Below are 20,063 nucleotides of genomic sequence, written 5' to 3'. Positions count from 1 at the left end.
ACCTCTCCGACCTGCTGGTCTTCGGCCGCCGCGCCGGGCTGCACGCCGCCGAGTACGCCTCGGCCCTGGCGGGCGCCTGCGGGGAACTGCGCGACCGGCCACCACGGTCCGCAGACAAAGGCGGTTTGAGCGGCGCGGGGAACTGCGCGAGCAACCCACCACGGTCCGCAGCCGAAGACGGGTTTCCCGCGAAGCGGCCCTAGGCAGGCCACGTCACCTGGAACTCCGCGCCCCCGCCCGGGGCGTTCCGGACCGACAGGTCCGCCCCGTGGGCGCGCGCGATCTGGCGGGCCATGGCCAGGCCCAGGCCCGAGCCGGGGAGGGCTCGCGCGCGGTCTGCCCGGTAGAAGCGGTCGAAGACGTACGGGAGGTCCTCCTCCGCGATGCCGGGACCGTGGTCCCGTACCGTCAACGCGCGGGCGGACAGGGTCACTTCGACCCCCGCGCCCGGCGGGCTGAACTTCGCCGCGTTGTCCAGGAGGTTGGAGAGCAGCCGGGCCAGGCGGGCGGGGACGCCGGGGAGGGTGGCGGACGCGTCCGCCAGGTTCAGGTGGAACGGGGTGGACGGCCAGTGCGCGCGGGCCGTGTCCACCGTGTGTGCCACCAGGGGGGCCAGGCGCACCTCCTCCAGGAGCGGGGTCGGCTCCTCGTCCCTGGCCAGGTCGATCAGGTCGTTCACCATGACCGTCACCTCGCGGATCTGGCGGCCCAGCGCCGAGGAGGCCCGGGTACGCTGAGCCTCCGTCAGGCGATCGGCGCGGGCCAGGAGTTCGGCGTTGGTGCGCAGCGCGGTGAGCGGGGTGCGCAGCTCGTGGGAGGCGTCCGCGACCAGGCGGCGCTGGGCGGTCACCGACTGCTCCAGCTCGCCCAGCATGGTGTTGAAGGACGCGGCGAGCCGGGTCACCTCGTCCTCCTTGCCCGACGGGCCCGGCGGCAGTTCGATGCGGTGGCTCGGGTCCCGGGTGGCCGCGATGTGCTCGGCGGTCGCGGTGAGCCGGGCGACCGGGGCCAGGCCGGTGCGCGAGACCCAGTAGCCGAGCCCGGCCGCGAGCAGTACCCCGGCCGCGCCGACGCCGGTGAGCAGCCGGGCCGCCTGGCGTACGCCCTCCTCCACGGTGTCCGCGCGCAGCGCGACCTGGAGCGCTTGGCCGTGCGGCAGCGTGGTGGTGAGCATGCGGGCCGGGTGGCCGGCGTGCGTGATGTTGGTGAAGTACGGGCGGCGCTGCCCGGCCGCGACCTCACGGGCCTGGGGCGGCACCGGCAGCAGATACGGCTTGGCGGGGTCCTTCGCCGGGTCCTTGGGGACGATCTGGGCGCAGGCCGGGGCGGAGAGGAAGCGGCACTCGCCGTTGAGGACGCCGGGTGCCTCGCCCCGGTTCTGCTGGGCGGCCAGGGTCGCGGACTGGGTGAGGTTCAGGTTGAGCTGGTGGAACAGCTCGTACCGGATCACGAAGAACGCGGCCGTGCAGACGCCGAGCGCGACCAGCGCCACCGCCGCCGAGGCGGCCACGGCGAGCCGGGTGCGCAGCGGACGGTGACGGCGCCAGCGGGCGCCGAGGCGATGGCGGGCGCTCACGGGGTGTCCAGCCGGTAGCCGACGCCGTGGACGGTGTGGACGAGCCGGGGCTCGCCGCCCGCCTCCAGCTTGCGGCGCAGATAACCCACGTACACCGCGAGGGAGTTGGAGTCGGGGCCGAAGTCGCGGCCCCAGACGAGTTCCAGGATCATCTCGCGCGGCAGGACCTGGCCGGGGTGGCGCATCAGCAGTTCCAGGAGGGCGGACTCGGTGCGGCTGAACTCCAGCGGGCGTCCGGCGCGGTGGCCGGTCCTGGTGGCGGGGTCCAGGACCAGGTCCGCGAAGACCAGCCGCTCCGGGTCCGGCTCCTCGGGCGCGGCCCTGCGCAGCAACGCCCGTACGCGCGCGATGAGTTCGTCCAGCGCGAACGGCTTGACGAGATAGTCGTCGGCGCCCGCCTCCAGGCCGTCGACGCGTTCGCTCACCGAGTCGAGCGCGGTCAGGACGAGGACGGGGGTACGGTCGCCCAGCGCCCGCAGCTGGCGGCAGACGGCCAGGCCGTCCAGGACCGGCATCATCACGTCGAGGACCACCGCGTCCGGCTGCCAGGCGGCGATCTCCGCGAGCGCCGCGAGCCCGTCGGCGGCGCCCCGCACCTCGTACCCCTCGACGGCGAGGCCGTCCTCCACGGCGGCCCGCACCTCCGGCTCGTCGTCGACGACGAGGATGCGGGCCGGGGGGCGGGTGTGTGCGCTGCTGCTCATGGGCAAAGACTGCCAAACGCCGCTCTTAGAAGCCTCTTAAGCCACCCCGCGAACGTTCGGGGCATGCGCACACCACTCTCTGTCGTGATCGGTGCGGGCGGCACCGGCGGCCACATCTACCCCGGGCTCGCGCTCGCCGAGGCGCTGCGCCGGGCCGTCCCGGACGCGGTGATCTCGTTCGTCGGTACGGAAAGGGGCCTGGAGAGCGAGCTCATCCCGGCCGCCGGATACCGGCTGCACACCGTCGACATGATCCCCTTCGACCCGGCGCTCGGCGCCCGCCGCTATCTGCTGCCCGCCGCACTGCTGAAGTCCGGCGCGCAGTGCCGGGCGATCCTGCGGGCACAGCGCGCGCAGGTCGCCGTGGGGATGGGCGGCTATCCCAGCGCGCCGGTCATCGTCGGCGCCAGACTCGCCGGACTGCCCAGCCTGATCCACGAGTCCAACGCGGTGCCGGGGCGGGCCAACCAGTTCGCGGCCCGGCTCACCCGCAACATCGCGGTCGCCTTCGACCGTAGCCGGGCACATCTGGCGGGCGGCGCCGACGCCGTCACCACCGGCATGCCCATCTCCGCCGCGCTGGCCCGGCTCGACCGGCCGACGCTGCGGGCCGAGGCGCGGCGGGCCCTGGACGTGCCGCCCGGGGCGCGGCTCGTGCTCGTCAACGGCGGCAGCCTGGGCGCGGCCCGGCTCACCGAGGCGGCGGTCGGCCTCGCCCGACGCTGGCAGGGGCGCGACGACGTCCATCTGCTGATCAAGACCGGTCCGGCGGCGCTCGACGAGACCCGGCGGCGGCTGACCGGTGTGTGGGGCGCGCGGGCGGTCCCGTACCTCGACCGGATGGACCTCGCGTACGCGGCCGCCGATCTGGTGGTCTGCCGGGCCGGTTCCGCGACGGTCGCGGAGCTGGCCAGTACGGGCGTGCCGGCGGTGCTCGTCCCGTATCCGCACGCGCCCGGCGACCATCAGACGCACAACGCGCGGGTGCTCGTCGACGCCGGGGCGGGGCTGCTGCTCCCGGACGCCGAGACCACCGCCGACCGGCTGGCCTCCCTCGTCGAGCCGCTCCTCGCCGACCCGGCGCGGCTCGCCGCGATGGCGGGGGCGGCGGATCCGGGGCCCCACGCGCGGGCGGCGGAGCTGCTGGCGGCGCGGGTGCTGGAGCTGGCCGCGCACACGACGAACTCTATGAAGGAGCACGCAGTATGAGCAACGCGGGCAGCATGAGCAACGCGAGCAGCTGGAACAACCGGACCGTCCTGGTCACCGGGGCCGAGGGCTTCATCGGCTCGACCCTGGTGGACCTGCTGGTCGAACGGGGCGCGCGGGTGCGGGCGTTGGTGCACTACAAGCCGTACGCGGAGAAGGGCCACCTCGCGCATCTGCTCGACCACCCGGCGGTCGAGATGATCGCGGGCGACGTGCGCGACGCCGGGCGGGTCTCGGACGCGGTCGCCGGGTGCGACACCGTCTTCCACCTCGCCGCGCTGATCGGCATCCCGTACAGCTACGACTCGCCGGGTGCGTACGTGGCGACGAACGTGGTCGGTACCGAGAACGTCGCGGAGGCGTGCCGCAGGCACTCGGTGCGGCGGCTGGTGCACACCTCCACGAGCGAGGTGTACGGGACGGCCCGGACGGTCCCGATCGCGGAGTCCCATCCCCTCCAGCCCCAGTCCCCGTACTCCGCGTCGAAGATAGGCGCGGACATGATGGCGCTGTCGCACTGGCACGCCTTCGAGCTGCCGGTGACGGTGGTGCGGCCGTTCAACACGTACGGACCGCGGCAGTCGGCGCGGGCGGTGATCCCGACGATCCTGGCCCAACTCCACGCGGGGGTGAGGGAGATCCGGCTCGGCTCGCTCACTCCGACGCGTGACTTCACATACGTGACGGACACCGCGCGGGGGTTCCTCGCGGTGGCGGAGTGCGAGCGTGCGGTGGGGGAGGTGGTGAACCTGGGGTCGGGCCGGGAGATCTCGATCGGGGAGCTGGCCGCCTCGCTGATCTCGGCCTCGGGCCGCGAGGCGCGGATCGTGACCGACCCGGCGCGGCTCCGGCCGTCCGGGAGCGAGGTGGAACGGCTGCTGTCGGACAACTCCCGGGCGCGGGAGTGGGCGGGGTGGGAGCCGGAGGTGTCTCTGGGGGAGGGGTTGAAGTGGACGTCGGAGTGGGTGGAGGGGAATCTGGGGGCGTTTGGGGGCGGGTACGCGGTGTGACCCCCGTGGAGTAGCCCCCACCCCGCCCCTTCCCTAAACCCTCCGGGGGTGGGTGAGGCTGAGGTCGTCTCCCGGGGGCTCCGCCCCCGGACCCCGCTTGCGGGGCCTGCGGCCCCTGCACCCCGCTTCGGGGCTCCGCCCCCGATGACCCCGTTCGTCTGCGGGCCGTGCTGGGTTGCTCGCGCAGTTCCCCGCGCCCCTTAAATGCCGCTCCGCGGCAATCCCCGGGGCGCGGGGCTGTGACATGTGCGGCTCCGCCGCGTGGGCGCGACCAGCCCACCACCGGTCCGCAGGTGAGCAGGGGTTCGGGGCGTAGCCACCCACGGTGGGGTCAGGCCGTCGCCTGCAGGCCCGTGCAGATCAGTACCGCGAACTCCCGCGCCCACTCCCGGTCCACCGGCTCCGCGCTCACCAGCGCCCGGTGCACCACCGCCCCCGCCACCACGTCGAAGATGAGGTCGGCGTGGCGCGCGGAGGTGGCCGCGTCGGCCTCGTACGGGAGTTCGCCACGCACCTGCGCCCGCTCGCGGCCGATCAGTACGAGCCGTTTCTGGCGGTCCACGATCGCCGAGCGGATCCGGCCGCGCAGGGCCTCGTCGCGCGTGGACTCCGCGACCACCGCCATCAGCGCCGTCTGCGTCTCGGGCCGCTCCAGGATCGACGCGAACTGGAGCACCACGCCCTCCACGTCCGCCGCGAGGCTGCCGAGGTCGGGAAGTTCGAGCTCGTCGAAGAGGACCGCCACCGCGTCCACGACCAGCTCGTTCTTGCCCGCCCAGCGCCGGTACAGCGTCGTCTTGGCGACGCCCGCGCGGGTCGCCACGTCCCCCATCGTCAGCTTCGACCAGCCCAGCTCCACCAGCGCCTGCCGGGTCGCCAGCAGGATCGCCGTGTCCGCCTCGGCGCTGCGGGGGCGGCCGGGGCGGGCGGTTCTGCCGGGGCTGGGTTCGGAACACATGACGCACGACGATACCGGCCGGTAAGGAATGTGCTGTGGGAGAGATCACGGCGAGTTCTACAACATCGTTCACCGACTCCAGTTACGCTACGACTCGTAGCGAAAGACTCCAGCGGTCTTTGAGCGACGACCACGAAGCAGTGAAAGACGCAGCGGTACAGAGCAGTACGCGGCAGTACACGCAGGGCCGATGGCGCCGGGTGGGGACCCAGGTGCGCCGGGATCCTGCCAGGGGTTGACCACACACGCGCGCGGAAGGGGGAGGATGTACGCATGCAGCCTAGGAACATGTCCATGAGCGGCGTCGTCGACCTCGCCGCGGTGAAGGCGGCCGGTGAGGCCAAGGCCAAGGCGGAGCAGGCCCGACTCGAGGCCGCCCGCCAGGGCGGGGGCGCGGCGGCCGTACCGCCGTCGGCCCTCGTGATCGATGTCGACGAGGCCGGGTTCGAGCGCGACATCCTCCAGCGCTCGGCCGAGGTGCCGGTCGTCATCGACTTCTGGGCCGAGTGGTGCGAGCCGTGCAAGCAGCTCGGCCCGCTGCTCGAGCGGCTGGCCGCGGAGTACAACGGCCGCTTCCTTCTGGCCAAGATCGACGTCGACGCCAACCAGATGCTGATGCAGCAGTTCGGGATCCAGGGGATCCCGGCGGTCTTCGCGGTGGTCGCCGGGCAGGCGCTGCCCCTCTTCCAGGGCGCGGCCCCCGAGGCGCAGATCCGCGAGACCCTCGACCAGCTGATCCAGGTCGCCGAGGAGCGCTTCGGCCTCACCGGCATCGCCGTCGACGCGGACGCGGACTCCTCGCAGGCTCCCGCCGCGGCTCCGGTCGGTCCTTACGACGCCCTGCTCGAAGCGGCCGTGACGGCCCTGGACTCCGGCGATCTGGCCGGCGCGGTCCAGGCGTACAAGAACGTGCTCGCCGACGACCCCGGCCACCCCGAGGCCAAGCTCGGCCTCGCCCAGGCCGAACTCCTGCGCCGCGTTCAGGACATGGACCCGCAGCAGGTCCGCAAGGACGCGGCGGAGAAGCCGGCCGACGTCGCCGCCCAGATCGCCGCGGCCGACCTGGACCTGGTGGGCGGCCATGTCGCGGACGCGTTCGACCGCCTCGTCGAGACCGCCCGGGTGACCGTCGGCGACGACCGCAACGCGGCCCGGCTGCGCCTGCTCGAACTCTTCGAAGTGGTCGGTCCGGACGATCCTCGGGTGACCAAGGCGCGGAGCGCGCTGGCGCGCGTTCTTTACTGAACCGGGCTGGACCGGGACTGAACCGGGACTGGGCAGGGCTCCCGCGTTTCGGACCGCTCCAGGGCCGCTGAGCTGTCATCGCGTGCCCGTACACCGGGTGTACACCGCGGACGATTTGGCGACACGGAGACAAGCGGCGGCCGCGTTTTACCAAAACTTGGTAAACGTGGCCGCTGTTACTCGCAGTAAATTGAACTGCTTCTTACGTCCGTATTGAGACGTCTATTTCCCCTTCTGTCTGGTGACTCGCGGGTACGAAGTGTGGTGGCCCGATGCCGGGCTGTCGTGTCACGGTTATCCCTCCGTTACTGGCAAGTAACGAACCCCCTTGCGCCCCTCCCCCGAATGGACCACGATCGGCCACGCTCGGTCCAATAACGCACCAGCCCGACACCCACTCGGCGCGGCGCGTTTCCTGGGTCCCCACCGAGCCGGCCGGCGGCCAGTGACGCCGGACGTGGACAGGGGGGTCTCTGCCGTACGGCGGGGCCTGTCCAGCAGGTTGTGCGTGATGCGTCAGGCGCGACCAGTGGTTGTCGCTCGGGGGTGATCGCCGGTGATTCGGACGCGGTACGCGCCTGAGACTCGGGCGCTCCTTCCCGAGGACGTAGCACTTCTCCCATCCCTGGACAGCCCACGAGGGTCCGTCCCGGAGATGTACGTCCGAGAAGGAGGAAAGTCATGGAGTCCCAAGTTCGTGGCGGGACCAGATGGAAGCGGTTCGCGCTGGTCATGGTGCCCAGCGTGGCTGCCACAGCGGCGATAGGCATCGGGCTCGCCCAGGGTGCGCTGGCGGCGTCGTTCAGTGTTTCGGGTGTTGACTTCAAGGTCACGGCGGACCGGTTGGAAGGTGACGACCTCCTCCAGTACGGATCCGTCGCCACCGGTACGGACCTCGAGGGCAACAAGGCCGCGCACCCCGTTGTCGTCTCGGGCTTCAGCCACGCCGAGATCTACAACATGTGCCAGTCCGTGGTCACGCCCAAGGTTCCGATCTTCGGCAACATCACGATGACGCTGAACGCGGGCACCGGCAGTGAGCCGGTCAAGGCGGACAACATCTACCTGGATGTGTCGCAGCTCGACACCGACGCCGAGTTCAAGAACATCGACATCGGTGTGGCGGCCGGCGAGGGCTCGGCCAACGGCAAGACCAAGATGCAGGGGAACGCGACGCCGAAGTCGAACCCGTACGGGTTCGCGCAGCGCGCCGAGCACGCCACCCTGAAGAACGTGGAGCAGCGTGCGTGGGCGACCACGGCCGGCAGCTTCAAGCTCAGTGGCCTCAAGCTGCGGCTGTCCACGGGCGCCAACGAGTGCCAGCTGAAGCACTAGGCACTTTCCCCGGTGGCCGCTGAGCGTACGGCACTCACGGCCACCGGGACCTCTTCACTTTCACAGCAACAGCGGTACCAGGGAGCTGTTTTCCATGAGCGCCGAGACCACAGGTTCCCGCGGTTTCACCTACTGGCGGCTTCGTTTCCGGGCCTGGCGTGGCAGCCGTCCGTTCTGGGCGGGCCTGTACACCATGGCCGGTGGCGTGCCCATCGCGTACTTCCCGTACGCCAATCTCCACCTCGGGAACATCACGCTGGCCATGTCCACGACGGCGGGCGCCGGTTCACTGATCATCGGCGTACTGCTGATCACGCTCGGCCTGACCATCTGGTACCACCAGCAGGTCCGGGTCTTCGCGGGCGTCGCGGCCATCCTGCTCGCGCTGATCTCCCTGCCCGTCGCCAACATCGGCGGCTTCTTGATGGGCTTCCTGCTCGCCCTGTTCGGCGGCGCGCTCGCGCTGTCGTGGGTGCCGACGAAGCCGCGACGGCGTGATCTGCGCGCCCAGGCCGCCGAGCCCTCGGGCGATGAGCCGGACGCACTCCCGGAAGAGGGAAGCGTCCCCGGCCCGCGCGAGGAGGGGCACGGAACCGCCGTCACCGAAACGACAGTCGACGCCAATGGCGGGAGGAACAGTGCGGGGTGACGAGACGCAGCTGAACTCGACCGAAGGCGGCGACTCCCGTGAGAGAGGCGGGCCGCGCCACGCGGCCCCGAGGAAGTCGCTGCTGACGAAGCTGCACATGCCCGCGGGCAAGGCGATGGCGCTGGCCGCCATGCCGACGGCCATGTTCGTCGGGATGAGCCTCACGCCCAAGCTCGCCATGGCGGACGACAAGACGGACATCCCGTTCGCGCCCGGCCCCTGTGTGACGCGCTCCGACCAGCCGAGCGAGTCGCCCAGCCCGTCGTCGAGCAAGTCGACGACGCCGACGCCGAGCCCGTCGTCCTCTTCCTCGGAGAAGGCTGACGACAAGGCCAAGGAGCCGACCCCGACGACCACGCCGTCGGCGGGCACGGCGAAGCAGCAGTCCGGCTCCTCGGGGAAGACCTCCACGCAGGCGCCCACGACGAAGCCGTCCACGACGCCTCCGGCGCCGGCGCCCACCAAGTCCACGAACCCGCTGGACCCGTTGGGTCTGGGAGACGTGCTGGGCGGCATCCTGGGCACACACCCGAGCCAGTCGTCGACGCCGGTGACCCCGAAGCCGTCCTCGACCGCGACGTCCACGCCCACGACGAAGCCGACGGCCAAGGCCCCGGCCCCCAAGACCACGCCGAGCAAGCCGGCCACCAAGCCGGTGACGAAGACCGTGGACAAGACGGCCGACGCGATCCGTGAGGCGGCCGCGCAGACCGGCCAGAAGGTCGAGGACCTGGCGGACAGCGCCAAGGGCCTCGAGCCCAAGAAGGACACGGCCATCCCGGACGGCGCCAAGCAGCCGTTCCCGTGCCCGACGGCCGACCCGAAGGCCCTGGCCAACGCCAAGCTGGACGCGGGCGTCCCGCTGCTGCCGGACCAGCCGTGGATCCTCAAGACGTCCAAGCTGACCCTGGGCGGCCTGAACTACGAGGGCATCGTCGAGGTCAAGACGGGCAGCGGCAAGATCAAGAAGGTCCTGAAGTTCACGGCGAAGACGGTGGACATCGACAACCTGCACCAGCTGGTGTACGGCCCGGAGCTGAACGGCAAGCCGACCACCGCCCACGTCAAGGCGCGCGCGGGCTCCGAGTCGACGATCCGCAACGGCACGGTGACGATGTACACGGAGGAGCTGAAGGGCAACCTCCTCGGCCTCATCCCGGTCACGTTCAGCCCGCAGACCCCGCCGCCGCTGAACATCCCGTACGTCTTCTTCACGAACGCGACGGTCCGCCAGGCGGGCCAGTTCGGCGGCACGCTGACGGTCCCCGGCCTGCAGAACTACATCACGGACGGCAATCCCGAGTAGTCGCCGTACGTACGCAAAGACCCATCCGGGAGCCGCAGTTGAGCCGTGGCCCGCACCGAATCCGGTGCGGGCCACGGCCTTTCGCGCGTTCACGAGAGAAGCCGTTCACAGCTCGCTCAAATATTCTTCACAGAAACTCGGATTTCTCTTTAGAGTGATCATTACCGAGGTCGCGGACCCCGGCGCGTGGGGGACACCGGGGGGACGGCGAGTCGCTTTGGCGTGCCCGCGTGCCCGCGTGCAGGCTCGCGCTCGCAACTCCCTGTGAGGAAGCCCCTCTTCATGCTGAGTTCAGTGAGCCGCTCGGTGCGCCGGGCGGTGGCGTACGCGGCGGCGCTCGCGGTGGTCGTCGCCCTGGTGATCGCGACGAGATCGGCGTTGCCGGACGCGGCGGACCGTACGGCCGACACGGCGGCGCAGCGGGCCGGTGCGGCGGACGGCGCGGGTCAACCCCCGCAACGGTTCCCGCTGTTCGGCCGCAGGACCAACGGGCACCTCGTCGACTACGAGCAGAACGGTGCCGGCGGCCTCAAGACCGGGGTGGACATGGGCGGCGGGTTCGGTGACATGACGGCCCTGCTGCAGGCCAACGTCTCGGCGAACGGGGCCGGCAACGACCTCTACTACCGGATGAACGGCAGTCTCTACTTCACCGCCGAGCGTGACAACGACACCCAACTCATCGGCCCCGGCTGGGACATGTTCACCCTCCTGGTATCGGTGGGGAACATGGGCGGCACCGCCGACCCCGATCTCGTCGCCCGCGACGCGGGCGGGGCGCTCTGGCTGTACCAGGGTCAGGGCGGCGGCAAGCTGGAGTCGCGGATCAAGATAGGCAACGCGGGCTGGAACGCGATGGACCGCCTCGTCGGGCGAGGTGACTACACCGGCGACGGCAAGGCCGATCTGATCTCCCGGGGTACCGACGGCACCCTCTACCTCTACCCCGGCACCGGCAAGGCGGTGGAGGGCGGCACCCTGGGCAGCCGCTTCATCGTGGGCAAGGGCTGGGACGCGTACGTCCTGTTCGCCTCCACCGGTGACAGCGACGGGGACGGCAGGACCGACCTGATCGCCAGTGACAAGGCCGGGGCGCTGTGGCTGTTCAAGGGCACCGGCAACGCGAGTGCCCCGTTCGCCCCCCGGGTGCAGATCGGCACCGCGGGCTGGGGCGGCTTCGACGCCATCTTCTGAGCCTCCCTCCCCCTCTTCCTCCGTATCAGAACGGCAATTTCCGTATGCGTACACCCGTACCCCGGACCGGACGGCGACGCCTCGGCAGCTGGTCGAAGACCCTGGCAGCCACGGCGCTCGCCGCCTCGGTGGCCCTCACCGTCTCCGGCAGTGGCGTGCAGCCGCTGCCCGGTACCCGCCCGGCGGCGGCCGCCGAGGACGACCCCGGCGCCTTCGACCTGGACAAGGCCGCGCGGATCCGCGCGGACCAGTGCCTGCTCGGCACCTTCCTGCACAAGGGCGGCGCCGAGATGAAGGCCGTCGCGCGGGGCGGCCTGAGCGGCACCGACGACGAACTTCATGCCGCCGCCGCTCCCGACTTCTGGGAGCACACGCCGCTCGACCTCGCGTACAAGAAGGACCACGAGGCGTCCTCCGCCAAGATGGACGAGCTCACCAGCCGCTTCGACGCGTGGCAGAACGAGCTCTCGTACAACTGGTCGGACTTCACCCCGGGTTACCAGCCTTGGCCGCCCGGCTATCCGGGGGACCCGAACGGCACGATCTTCCGCCAGACCGGATACTTCGGCTGGATCGCCGACCAGTTCTGGACCAGCGAGCACGATCTCTACAAGGACATCACCCCGCTGGCGAGCCAGGAGTCCGCCGACGCGGTGACCGCCATCGCCAAGCAGCGGTTCTACCCGACGACGTACCCGGAGAGCATCCAGACGTACGACGACCGCATGGCGTTCGAGGGCATGACGTCGATGCACGCCATGTACGCGGACGACGCGCGCCTCTTCCTCCAGTACGGCGGGTTCCCGACCAGCGCACCCGATCCCGGCTCGCTGGAGTTCCGGCTCGACGTGGAGAACCTCAAGGCTCGCTTCGCGTCCTGCGCCACCAGGAATCCGGCGGACCCGCACCACGTGCTGGGCGCCGAGCTGACGATCGCAGCCACCGAGTGGCAGGCCGAGATCGCGGGCCAGAAGAGCCAGCGTGACACCATCCTGGACGCCGAGGCCAAGGCCAGCAAGGACCTCCAGATCACCGCCCAGGCGATGGGCGAGGCGCTCGGCCAGTCGATGATCGCGAGCCGTCTCTCCGGCTGGCAGGCGTACTGGACCGGTCGGCCCAAGACGGACTTCGACTACCCCACGCCCGACCGCTTCGCCGAGATCAAGAAGCGCATCGGCAACGCCCAGGCGCGTGCCACCGGCCGCCTCTTCGTGGCCTCCCGCGCCGCCCTGGACGCGAAGGCGCAGGCCGACCGGGTCGACACGGCCCAGCAGCAGGCGTACGCCATCGCCGACGCGGCGGGACAGCCGCGCGGGCGCGGGCTGATCTCCGCGCAGCAGGCCGCCCAGATCACCAAGGCCTCGGCCTCGGCCGCGCTCGCCGCCTCCAAGGCCACCGAGACGGCGGTCAACGCGACCCGTGCCTCGGCTGCGGACAGCAAGACGCTCGACGCGCTGGCGATGACTCAGGCTCACGCGTCCAAGGCCGAGTTCCGCCGCAAGGCGGCCGAGGAGGCCGCGGCGCAGGCCAAGGCCGCCGCCGACGGCGCGGCCGTGCAGGCCACCAAGGCCGCCGAGAACGCGACCAAGGCCAAGGCGGCCCAGGTCAAGGCGGAGGCCGCGGAGAAGACCGCCAAGGCCGCGGCGGCGGACGCGAAGGCCAAGCGGGCCACGGCGGAGGCCGAGCGGGACAACGCGAAGACGCAGCGTGAGAACGCGGCGGCGGAGCAGGCCAGGGCCGCAGCCGCGGAGAAGCAGGCCCAGCGCGAACGGGCCACCGCGGCGGAGAAGTTGGGCGAGGCGCAGGCGGCGGGCAAGACCGCGGCGGAGAAGAAGGACGCCGCGGTCACGGCCGAGGGCAAGGCGGCCACCGCCCGTGACAAGGCCGTGCAGGCCGAGAGCGACCGGGACGTCCTGGCCGCGAAAGCCGACGCCCTGGAGGCGAAGGCCGACGCCGACGAGAGCACGGATGCCGCGGAGGCATCGCGTGCTGCGGCCACCCGTGCCCGTACCGCCGCCGACGAGGCGACCGGCGCGGCGTCGGCGGCGCGTGCCGCGGCGGACGCGGCCACGACGGCGGCGGCCAACGCGCGTGAGGCGGCGACCAAGGCCGAGGCCGCGGCAGCCCGCTCCAAGGCAGCTTCGGACGGAGCCCAGCGGGATGTCGCGATCACCAACGCGGCCGTGAAGAAGGCCCATTCGGCCGCGGCCGACGCGATCGTCGCGTCCGAGGCGGCCGCGCAGAACGTTCGTGAGGCCAAGGCTCTGGCGGACACCGCGCAGGCCAAGGCGAAGGAGGCCAAGGCCGACGCCACCGTCGCCCGCACCGAGGCGAACGCGGCGGCGGCGACCTCGATCCAGGCCGCCGGCTTCGCGTACGCCACCGCGCAGGCGTCCCTGGCCGCCCGGGACTCCGCGGCCCAGGTCGTGAAGCCCGCCAACGACGCCATCGAGCTCGGATCCCCCTACAAGGAGAGCGACGCGTCGGCAGGTCTCGCCGTGCTGACCGGCCAGGCGGCCAAGACCGCCGCCGAGCAACAGCAGGCGGTCGCCAGGGCCAAGGCCGAGCAGGCCGCCAAGGCCGCGGCCGACGCGGCGAAGCTGGCCGCGCAGGCCGACGCCGACGCGAAGGGCGCGGCCACCGCGGCCGCCCAGGCAGCCGACTCCGCGGCGCGGGCCGTGGGCTCCCTGGCCAAGGCCCAGAGCTCGGCCAACGAGGCCGCGGACGCGGCGAAGGCGGCGCGCAAGGCCGAGGACAACACCGTCGAGTACGACCGCCAGGCCACCGAGGACGCGGCGGCGGCGCTCTCCGCCTCGACCGAGGCGGGCGGGTACGCCACCGACGCGCGCAACTCCGCGGACACCGCCGAGCAGAACGCCTCCTCGGCCCGCGGCGCCGCCTCGGCCGCCGAGGAGGACGCGTCCACCGCGCGCGGTGTGGCCGACCGGGCGGAGAAGGACGCGACCACGGCCGAGTCCGCGGCGGCCCGTGCCCAGGAAGACGCCAAGGAGGCCCAGGAAGCCGCCACCCGAGCCGAGAACGCCGAGGCCCACCGCACCGTCGAAACCGGCGGCGCCACCGGCGTCGGCCACCTGTTCACCAAGCAGGAGGTCACGCCTCTGGACGACCCCAAGCCCGAGAACGACTGCGTGCTCGGCATGGGCAACAGCGGCTGCGACGTGAAGTTCCGGCTGCGCTTCAAGCTGACGATCGACTTCTATCTGTGCGAGGACCCCGCGGCGGACGAGAACGTCACGGCCGCCACCTGCCCGTCGTCGGCGATCATCTGGCTCGGTAAGGACAGCACCGAGCGGACCGCGTACGTCACCAAGCACTTCAGCAACTGGGACATCACCAAGATCGTCGACAAGGCGTTCCTGAAATCCCTGTGGGAAGGGCTCACCCAGGACTTCGTCGACTGTGCCAAGGGCAGCGTCAGCGGGTGCGCCTGGGCGGCCAGTTGGTTCGTGCCGCCGGCGAAGATCGCGGAGGCCGCTCAGCTGGTGCAGGCGCTGGACGCGTCGCTGCACACGGGGATCGGCGTGACCGATGCCCTGCACGCACTCCAGGCCCTGAAGCTGGATGCCGAGGTGATGGCCACCATCGAAGCGGAGGTCAACCTCTACCAGAACGCGTTTACGGCCTGCGCGCGCAATAGTTTTCCCGGCACCACCCAGGTACTGATGGCGGACGGCTCTCACAAGCCGATCAGCGCTGTGAGGGAAGGCGACCTCCTGCTGGCTGGAGATCTCCGGTCAGCCGGTACGCGCCCCCAGCGTGTCGCGGATACGTACCAGCACGACACCCGGCGCCTGGTGGACATCACCCTCGCCGACAGTGGTCTGCTGAGCAGCACCGCAGGGCACAAGTTCTTCGTCGTGGACCGCGGCTGGACGGTGGCTTCCGCTCTGCGCACGGGCGACCTCATGCGGACCCCGGACGGCTCACTGCAGGCAGTGACCGGCATCCGAGACCGGTCGGGGCTGGCTCCGACCATGGTCTACGACCTCACGGTCGACGGCTTGCACACCTTCTTCGTGCGAACGGCGGGAGAGCGGCCGCAGGACGTACTCGTCCACAACTGCCTGAACCTCATCGGTGACGAGGGCGTCTCAGGTGCGCACACCATGACTGACCACGTCATCTCTGACCTCAGTGCGCAGGAGCGAGCCGACAAGCTCGGCCGCGCGACCAAATGGCAGGACGCGGACACTGCCATGCGGGCGGCGAACAAGGCGTTCCAGGGATGGATGGCGAGAGGGAACAACGCGAAGGTGCTGGAGAACTGGAAGGTCAAGCAGGCTCAGAGAAGGGGGCAGTTCGACCCGACCATCGACCTCAAGGAGATCAGGTGGCAGGTCAGGGACGAGGGCCAACTCGGCTCGGTGTTCACCAAGGGCGGCAGCGGAGGTGTCCCCACGGGGAATACCGTGATCCTCCAGCTGAAGTACGTCAAGAATCATCCGGAGAAGTTCGTCGTGTACACCTCCTTCCCGGAGTAGGGCAAGCACCATGGAGAATCTGCATCACACCTTCGGCACCGACTTCGGCCTCAGCGGCCTCACGCAGTTCATCCGCTACCCGCTGCCCCCGGGCGCGACTGCCGCGCTAGGGGTTGTCGAGGCGAAGGCCGGCGAATACGAGGGGGCGTACGCCTATCAGCTCTTGGCGGACGTGACGGTGCTGCTGGAATCCGCCATGTCCGACGAGGCGATCACCACGTTGTGGCTGGCCGCCACGCGCGGGCACTTCGACCCGGCGGCCCACGGCCTGGCAGGTCGTGCCTGGCTGCGCAGGATCGCGAGCGTCTGCCTCGCCCGGATCCGTCAGGACGACCCCTCGTTCGAACCCCCGGCCGTGGAACCGGTGGTGGACGAGGGGCTGAGGCGGGCGGTCCGGGACGAGATCCGGGATGCCGCGCCCACCCTGGAGGGCGTGGTCAGCAACAGCCCGTACGCCGATCCGCTTCCGGGCGTCGTGTCGGCGCTGGAGGCGGTTGCCGGGACTGATCCCGACCTCGGATTCAGGCTCTTCCTCAGAGCCCTGCAGGCGTACTTCGTGCCCATCAGCGAGGCCCGGCACGACCGGTTTCTCGCGCTCGGCCAGAGGTTCGGCTACCACGAACTCGTCGTTGACGACGGGTGCCTGAATGTCTGGGCGGACCTGACCGACTGACACGCCGGGAGCCGCAGTCGGGCCGTGGCCCGCACCGAATCGGGTGCGGGCCACGGCCGCGAGGCGTATCAGGGGCTGAGCCCCGGCGGCGAGGCGTGATCGGAAAACGAACGCGGCCTCCTGAACCCCTGTGCATCTCGCCTGTCAGCGCAAGCGGCCGAGGTGGATCACGCTGACCCGGACCTGCTTGTCGCTGACCTCGTACAGGACGCGATAGATCCCGACGTGGATGCGTAGCACGTCAGCGCTGCCAAATGCGCCCGGGGGTCGTCGGAGAGACGGTCGACCGCGGTGAAGACCTGCCGTACCCCCTGGGGGTCGTCCTTGGCGAACCGCTCGGCCTGCGTGAGGGCTTCCGGTTCCCAGATGACCTGGTACGTCACGCTTCATCTCCGCCGAAGACGCGGCGGATCGCCTCGCTCTGCGGGACGCCGAGCGCCTCCCCGCGTCCCTGCCGCTCGCGGTAGGCAGCCAGTGCCCGCATCTCCTGAAGCTCCAGGGCGTCGGCCGGGCTGACCAGTATCGCGATGGTGTGTCCGTGGTCGGTGATCGCCACCGGCTCGCGGGTGGCGCTGACCTCGCGGGCGATGGCGCCGAGTCGGGCGCGGGCTTCCACGATCGAATAGGTCGTCTCCGTCATGCACACCACCTTACAGAAGTGTGCACATTCAGGGGCTGGACTGAGGCCCTACCCCCTACCCCCTGCGCCGTGCCCGTACCGGCCGCCTCTTCAGCACCACATAAGCCACCCCCGCGGCCACCGCCGCCCCCGCCCCCAGCCCCGTCCAGCCCAGGACGCCCATGCCGGACGAGTCCGTGGTGGCCGCTGCCGTGCCGGCCGGCTTGGCCGGGGGTGTGGGCTTCGACTGGTCCAGGGTGCCTACCGGCTTCGCCTTGCCGACCGCCGCGAAGCCCCAGTCAAGGAGCGCGCGCGTCTCCGTGTAGACCTTGTCGTGCTTGTTCTCCTGGGGGTTCATCACCGTCACCAGGATCGTGTGGCCGTCGCGTGTGGCTGCCTCCGCGAGGGTGTTGCCCGCGTGGGTCGTGTAGCCGTTCTTGCCGCCGATCAGGCCGGGGTACTTGGCCACGCCGCCGATGCCGGACAGCATGCGGTTGGTGTTGGAGATGCCGAACGGCTTGCCCTTGGTGTTCGGGCCGCCCGGGAACTTCGCGTCCGCCGTCGCGCAGTACTCCTTGAAGTCCTTGTTCTTCAGGCCCGAGCGGAGGAACAAGGACAAGTCGTACGCGGACGACACCTGGCCCTCAGCGTCGTAGCCGTCGGGGCTGCGTACGTGGGTGTCCCTCGCGCCCAGGGAGTCCGCCTTCGCCTGCATGTCCGTCACCGTCTTCGGGACGCCGCCGTTCATCGACGCCAGGACGTGCACCGCGTCATTGCCCGAGCGGAGGAAGACCCCGCGCCAGAGGTCTGCCCCCATATACGTCTGGCCGGGGACGATACCCACCGCGCTGCTGCCGTCGCCCATGCCCGTGAGCTCCGCCGGCTCCACCTTGTGGCTCGCCGTGCCCGGGACCGCCGGAAGCACCGTGTCCGCGAAGAGCATCTTCAGCGTCGAGGCGGGGGGCAGCGGCCAGTGGGCGTTGTTCGCCGCGAGCACCTGGCCCGTGTCCGCGTCCGAGACCATCCAGGAGAGCGCGGAGAGGTCGGCGGGCAGCGGCGGGGCGCCCGCGCCCGTCTGGGGGCCCGGGCGGCCCAACTGCTCGCCGCCGAGCGTGGACATGGACGCGGGGGGCTCCTTGGGGGCTCCGGCGCGCGGTACCCCGGGGGTCGGCTTCCCGGGCGACGGCGTGCCCGGCCGCACCGGGTGGGCCGCCGCCGGGGCCACGCCGGAGACCACCGCCGCCGCGGTCAGGGCCGCGATGGCCAGCGGGCGGCTGAACTGCACAGTTATCGGGGCACGCATGAACGCGAACGTACCTCACGGAATGTGTAGATCCTGTTGCGGGCACTCCGCGACTGGGCAACGGACCCGAACGAACGGACCCGAACGAACGGACCCGAACGAACGGACCGAACGAACGGACCCGCACGAACAGCCCAGGCTGCTTACGCGTGAGGGCGGCGCCCCGGGAGCCGTCCCGTGGTGCCGCCCTCGACCCGTACGTACTACGGAGAGCGAGGGCGGCGCCCCGGGAATCGTCCCGCGGTGCCGCCCTCGACCCGTACGTACTACGGAGAGCGCGTCAGCCCTGCTGGCCGCCGCCCAGGTGGTGCACCCGGACCATGTTCGTGGTGCCGGGGACGCCGGGGGGCGAGCCCGCCGTGATGATCATCGTGTCGCCCTCGTTGTACCGCATGAGCTTCAGCAGCTCCGCGTCGACGAGGTCGACCATCGCGTCCGTGTTGTCCACGTGCGGGACGACGAAGGACTCGACGCCCCAGCTCAGCGCCAGCTGGTTGCGGGTGCCGGCGTCCGTGGTGAAGGCCAGGATCGGCTGGGCCGCGCGGTAGCGCGAGAGGCGGCGGGCCGTGTCACCCGACTTGGTGAACGCCACCAGCGCCTTGCCGTCCAGGAAGTCCGCGATCTCGCAGGCCGCGCGGGCCACCGAGCCGCCCTGGGTACGCGGCTTCTTGCCCGGGACCAGGGGCTGGAGGCCCTTGGAGAGGAGCTCCTCCTCGGCGGCCTCGACGATGCGGGACATCGTCTTGACGGTCTCGATCGGGTAGGCGCCGACCGAGGACTCGGCGGAGAGCATGACCGCGTCCGCGCCGTCCAGGATCGCGTTGGCCACGTCGGAGGCCTCGGCGCGGGTCGGGCGCGAGTTGGTGATCATCGACTCCATCATCTGGGTCGCCACGATCACCGGCTTGGCGTTGCGGCGGCACAGCTCGATGAGGCGCTTCTGCACCATCGGGACCCGCTCCAGCGGATACTCGACGGCGAGGTCGCCACGGGCCACCATCACACCGTCGAACGCCATGACGACGCCCTCCATGTGCTCGACGGCCTGCGGCTTCTCGACCTTGGCGATGACCGGCACCCGGCGGCCGACCTCGTCCATGACCTTGTGGACGTCCTTGACGTCGTCGGCGTCCCGGACGAAGGAGAGCGCGACCAGGTCGCAGCCCATCTTCAGGGCGAACCGCAGGTCCTCGACGTCCTTCTCGGACAGGGCCGGCACGTTCACCGCCGCGCCGGGCAGGTTGATGCCCTTGTGGTCGGAGATGACACCGCCCTCGATGACGATGGTCTTGACCTGCGGGCCCTCGACCGAGGTCACCTTGAGCTCGACGTTGCCGTCGTTGATCAGGATGGGGTCGCCCTTGGAGACGTCGCCCGGCAGCCCCTTGTAGGTGGTGCCGCAGATCGACTTGTCGCCCGGGACGTCCTCGGTGGTGATGGTGAACTCGTCACCGCGCACCAGCTCGACGGGGCCCTCGGCGAACTTCTCCAGGCGGATCTTGGGTCCCTGGAGGTCGGCGAGCACGCCCACCGCGCGACCGGTGTCCGCGGCGGCCTTGCGGACACGGTCGTACCGTTCCTGGTGCTCTGCCTGGGATCCGTGGCTGAAGTTGAAGCGGGCCACGTTCATACCGGCCTCGATCAGAGCAGTCAGCTGCTCGTAGGAGTCGACGGCGGGGCCCAGTGTGCAGACGATTTTGGAACGGCGCATGAGGCGATCCTATCGGTTTGTTTCGCTCCGGAATATTCCGTCTGGTGGAATGTACAAATGGGCGGAGGC

16 protein-coding genes are annotated in these 20,063 nt (G+C 70.9%); 10 read left to right on the top strand and 6 right to left on the bottom strand.

Annotated elements, in window-relative coordinates; all coding sequences use genetic code 11:
* Positions 1–203 (top strand): hypothetical protein (locus AB0G17_RS14840; protein WP_361381167.1); only part of this gene is annotated, 203 nt, incomplete at its 5' end.
* Here AB0G17_RS14840 and AB0G17_RS14835 read toward each other — a convergent pair.
* Entirely contained in the window at positions 200–1,576 is a 1,377-nt protein-coding gene (locus AB0G17_RS14835) for a HAMP domain-containing sensor histidine kinase (protein ID WP_361381164.1), read from the bottom strand. The genes AB0G17_RS14840 and AB0G17_RS14835 overlap by 4 nt on opposite strands.
* Positions 1,573–2,280 (bottom strand): response regulator transcription factor, encoded by a 708-nt coding sequence (locus tag AB0G17_RS14830; RefSeq protein ID WP_361381161.1) that lies wholly within the window; start codon positions 2,278–2,280, stop codon positions 1,573–1,575. Before AB0G17_RS14830 ends, AB0G17_RS14835 begins: the two co-directional genes overlap by 4 nt.
* A 63-nt stretch (positions 2,281–2,343) precedes the next feature.
* On the opposite strand from AB0G17_RS14830, the gene murG reads away from it, so the two are divergent.
* Positions 2,344–3,489, top strand: coding sequence for an undecaprenyldiphospho-muramoylpentapeptide beta-N-acetylglucosaminyltransferase (gene murG / locus AB0G17_RS14825; protein WP_361381158.1), 1,146 nt, complete (start codon positions 2,344–2,346; stop codon positions 3,487–3,489).
* Entirely contained in the window at positions 3,486–4,499 is a 1,014-nt protein-coding gene (locus AB0G17_RS14820) for a GDP-mannose 4,6-dehydratase (protein WP_361381155.1), read from the top strand. The genes murG and AB0G17_RS14820 overlap by 4 nt, the downstream gene beginning before the upstream one ends.
* A gap of 331 nt (positions 4,500–4,830) precedes the next feature.
* On the opposite strand, the gene AB0G17_RS14815 is transcribed toward AB0G17_RS14820, so the two are convergent.
* Positions 4,831–5,457 (bottom strand): TetR/AcrR family transcriptional regulator, encoded by a 627-nt coding sequence (locus tag AB0G17_RS14815; protein WP_361381152.1) that lies wholly within the window; start codon positions 5,455–5,457, stop codon positions 4,831–4,833.
* 273 nt (positions 5,458–5,730) lie between these two features.
* Between AB0G17_RS14815 and AB0G17_RS14810 the strand changes: the two genes are divergently transcribed.
* The 7 genes from AB0G17_RS14810 (at position 5,731) to AB0G17_RS14780 (ending at position 16,361) form a co-directional block, all read left to right on the top strand.
* Positions 5,731–6,702 (top strand): tetratricopeptide repeat protein, encoded by a 972-nt coding sequence (locus tag AB0G17_RS14810; protein WP_361381149.1) that lies wholly within the window; start codon positions 5,731–5,733, stop codon positions 6,700–6,702.
* Positions 6,703–7,383: 681 nt separating this feature from the next.
* Positions 7,384–8,037: a DUF6230 family protein gene (locus AB0G17_RS14805; RefSeq protein WP_361381146.1), complete on the top strand. Its 654-nt coding sequence runs from the start codon at positions 7,384–7,386 to the stop codon at positions 8,035–8,037.
* 94 nt (positions 8,038–8,131) lie between these two features.
* Entirely contained in the window at positions 8,132–8,686 is a 555-nt protein-coding gene (locus AB0G17_RS14800; protein WP_361381143.1) for a DUF6114 domain-containing protein, read from the top strand.
* A complete protein-coding gene (locus AB0G17_RS14795) occupies positions 8,676–9,992 on the top strand; it encodes a hypothetical protein (RefSeq protein WP_361381203.1) in 1,317 nt (438 codons plus the stop codon). Before AB0G17_RS14800 ends, AB0G17_RS14795 begins: the two co-directional genes overlap by 11 nt.
* A 282-nt stretch (positions 9,993–10,274) precedes the next feature.
* Complete coding sequence (locus AB0G17_RS14790; RefSeq protein WP_361381140.1) at positions 10,275–11,186, top strand: FG-GAP-like repeat-containing protein; 912 nt, start codon at positions 10,275–10,277, stop codon at positions 11,184–11,186.
* A gap of 44 nt (positions 11,187–11,230) precedes the next feature.
* Positions 11,231–15,688 (top strand): polymorphic toxin-type HINT domain-containing protein, encoded by a 4,458-nt coding sequence (locus AB0G17_RS14785; protein WP_361381137.1) that lies wholly within the window; start codon positions 11,231–11,233, stop codon positions 15,686–15,688.
* A 10-nt stretch (positions 15,689–15,698) separates the two neighbouring features.
* On the top strand, positions 15,699–16,361 hold the full coding sequence (locus tag AB0G17_RS14780; protein ID WP_361381134.1) for a hypothetical protein: 663 nt from the start codon (positions 15,699–15,701) through the stop codon (positions 16,359–16,361).
* Between the two features lie 379 nt (positions 16,362–16,740).
* Here AB0G17_RS14780 and AB0G17_RS14775 read toward each other — a convergent pair whose 3' ends face one another.
* The 3 genes from AB0G17_RS14775 to pyk form a co-directional block, all read right to left on the bottom strand.
* Positions 16,741–17,001 (bottom strand): type II toxin-antitoxin system Phd/YefM family antitoxin, encoded by a 261-nt coding sequence (locus AB0G17_RS14775; RefSeq protein ID WP_361381131.1) that lies wholly within the window; start codon positions 16,999–17,001, stop codon positions 16,741–16,743.
* 55 nt (positions 17,002–17,056) lie between these two features.
* On the bottom strand, positions 17,057–18,283 hold the full coding sequence (locus AB0G17_RS14770; protein ID WP_361381127.1) for a D-alanyl-D-alanine carboxypeptidase: 1,227 nt from the start codon (positions 18,281–18,283) through the stop codon (positions 17,057–17,059).
* A gap of 280 nt (positions 18,284–18,563) precedes the next feature.
* A complete protein-coding gene (pyk, locus tag AB0G17_RS14765) occupies positions 18,564–19,994 on the bottom strand; it encodes a pyruvate kinase (protein WP_361381124.1) in 1,431 nt (476 codons plus the stop codon).
* Positions 19,995–20,063: the final 69 nt, after the last annotated feature.

The organism is Streptomyces sp. NPDC023838, from assembly GCF_040639555.1.
GTDB lineage: Bacteria > Actinomycetota > Actinomycetes > Streptomycetales > Streptomycetaceae > Streptomyces.
The sequence above is the reverse complement of the archived record's forward strand: the minus strand, read 5'-3'. Positions and strand labels throughout refer to the sequence as shown.